The 2,414-nt window shown below is 60.5% G+C and carries 4 protein-coding genes; all 4 read right to left on the bottom strand.

Annotation, left to right across the window (positions count from 1 at the left end; genetic code table 11):
- Positions 1–599, bottom strand: a 599-nt coding sequence (locus DXC18_RS09770; protein ID WP_147326483.1) for a PTS sugar transporter subunit IIC, incomplete at its 3' end; no start/stop codon positions are given.
- A gap of 58 nt (positions 600–657) precedes the next feature.
- Entirely contained in the window at positions 658–1,140 is a 483-nt protein-coding gene (locus DXC18_RS09765) for a PTS sugar transporter subunit IIB (protein ID WP_099432286.1), read from the bottom strand.
- 57 nt (positions 1,141–1,197) lie between these two features.
- Positions 1,198–1,617, bottom strand: a complete 420-nt coding sequence (locus DXC18_RS09760) for a PTS sugar transporter subunit IIA (RefSeq protein ID WP_117717000.1) — start codon at positions 1,615–1,617, stop codon at positions 1,198–1,200.
- A 46-nt stretch (positions 1,618–1,663) separates the two neighbouring features.
- Positions 1,664–2,414 (bottom strand): SIS domain-containing protein (locus tag DXC18_RS09755; protein ID WP_117717003.1); only part of this gene is annotated, 751 nt, incomplete at its 5' end.

Genomic DNA, 2,414 nt, shown 5'->3' with positions numbered 1-2,414 from the left:
TTGGTGAGCACCAGGCGGCCGAGCATGGCGAAGCCCATGGCAGGCAGGATGTTGGCGGCAACGCCAAAGCCAGCAAGGACAAAGGGCGGGATGAAGTCGAGCATGCCCTGGATGGCGTCAGCACCCAGATAGAACGACAGCGAGCACAGCAGGAACGCCATGATGATACCGGTCAAACCGATCAGGAAGTGCATCGCATAGACACCCTTAAGGTTGCCCTGGCCGGAGAAGACATCAGCGCGGTCAACCAGGATCGGCAGGGCGGCGTTGAGGATGTTCTTGATGGCAAGGCACAGCGTGGCGATGGGCATGGCAAGCGCGATGGCTGCCTCGGTGCTCTGGCCCAGCTGGATAGCGAAGGCGCAGGCGAGCACGCCGCCGATCGTCTCATCAGGCGGCACGTAGGCGCCGATGGAGATCGAGCCCATGAACAGCAGCTCCAGGCTGGCGCCGATCGCGAGGCCGGACTGCAGGTCCCCCAGCACCAGGCCCACGAGCGGGCACAGGACGATGGGGCGGAACGCATAGAGCGTACCGAGCTGGAAGTCGAACTTACCAAATGCGGCGATAAGTCCGATGAGGATTGCTTGGGTAAGCATATATCCCCCTTTCCTAATAGGAAACTACGAAGAGCTCAGACTCTTCGAAATTGAACGCCTAGAGCACGCTGGCGCAGTCAACCTTGGGGTCATCGGCCAGGGGTCGAATCTCGACCTCAACGCCACGATCCAGCATCTCGCGCACATCGGCTTCCTCGGCCGCGGTCAGGAAGATCTGACGAGAGACCTGACGCGCATCGGGACGCTTCTCGTCCTTGGGCTTGGTGTTGCCCAGGTTGACCGACTTGATCTGCGGGCAGCCCTCAACGAGCTGCTTTGCCTCAGCAATAGTGGCGACACAGATGATCATCTTGTACTTGTCGGTCACGCCCGAGTTGATAGCTTCGATTGCATGCTCCATATCTTTGATGACGAGCTTGCAGCCGGCAGGCTTGCCCATCTTGAGCGTCGTCTTCCACACCGGGTCGTTAGCGACCTTATCGCCCACGCAGAAGATGCAGTTGGAGCCAAGGCCCTGAACCCAGGAAACTGCGACCTGGCCATGAAGCAGGCGATGGTCAACGCGAAGTAGCTGAATCATAATGTGACCCCCCAAAGGTCTTGTGCCGTCTTACGGCGTGTCAGTAGGTGCTGCGGATTAGAACTCTTCTTCCTCGTCGTCATCGACCAAAAGATCGCTGACAAACTTCACGCGCGTATCGTCCGCAGCGACGATGGCGCGAATCGTCTCCTCAACCGGCGCCGACTCGTCAGAAAACAGCAACTGGATGAGGAGAGGAAGGTTCATGTTGGTAACGAGGTACGTGCGGGGACGCGTCTGGACGATCTTGGTGAACTCGTTGTTGACGCTGCCGCCAAAGAGGTCGGTGCAGACAACGACATCATCGTCGGCAGACATGCCTGCCAGCAGTTTTTGGGCCTCCTCGGCCACGTCCATGCGGCCATCGACGAACATCGAAAGATCGTGGACGTTGTCGCGAGCGCCCGAGAGCAGCTCGACGCTCTCCTTGATGCCGGTAGCGAAGTGCGCATGGCTGGCGATGATGTACTGTCTCATTCTGTGTTCCTCTCAATAGCCCGGCACGTTCCCGCACCCGTTTTCTTTAGTAGTCGAACTGGTGATAGTAGCGACGATACTTGAGGTTGTGCTTGGTGACCGTCTCGTAGTAGCGAGCCAGGCGGTCGGTCACGAGCACCGTCAGAATCCACGGGGAGACGATGACGCGGAACTCGTCGTCAAGGCCGGGGATCGCGAACTCGGCGGTGTCGATGATGTTGACGTCGGTGTCGCCGGTCACGCCGCGGGTCAGGAACGCGCGGACGCGCTCGTCGAGCTTGCGGTTCTCGTCCTCGCCCATGAACAGGAAGACCGGGACGCCGGGCTCCACGAGCTCGAGGGTGCCGTGGAAGAAGTCGGCCGAGGTGATGTAGCGGGTGCGCTTCCACTGCATCTCCTCCAGGATGCACATCGAGAAGAGGATGGTCTCGCCCCACAGGGCGCCGGAGCCGATGAACATGGTGTAGGGGGCCAGGGCGTACTTCTTGGCGAGCTCCTCGGCGCGCGGCTCGAAGCGCTTGCGGATATCGAGCATGTCCTTCCAGATGTCCTTGGTCTGCTCGATAAACAGGTCAAACTTGGGGAAGCAGCCGCGGCGGTTGAGCAGGCGCAGGCCGAAGCAGTCGGCGAGGTAGTAGCCCTTCTCACAGCCGCCCGAACCATGGTCAGAAGCCATGGCGACGCAGTTCTCGGCGCCGACAGCCTGGCCGATGGGGCCCTCGGGCTTGGTCATGGCGTAGACGCGCACGCCCATGCCCTTCATCTTCTTGACGGCCTCGAGGACCTCGGGGGTGGTT

It is taken from the genome of Collinsella sp. OM08-14AT (assembly GCF_003438115.1).
Classification (GTDB): Bacteria; Actinomycetota; Coriobacteriia; order Coriobacteriales; family Coriobacteriaceae; genus Collinsella.
Note: the sequence above shows the minus strand (reverse complement) of the source record. Positions and strands in the feature narration are given on the sequence as shown.

Bases quoted from the DNA above. Each gene is read 5' to 3' on its own strand.
- DXC18_RS09765 (WP_099432286.1), bottom strand. From the start codon at position 1,140: ATGATTCAGCTACTTCGCGTTGACCATCGCCTGCTTCATGGCCAGGTC.
- DXC18_RS09760 (WP_117717000.1), bottom strand. From the start codon at position 1,617: ATGAGACAGTACATCATCGCCAGCCATGCGCACTTCGCTACCGGCATC.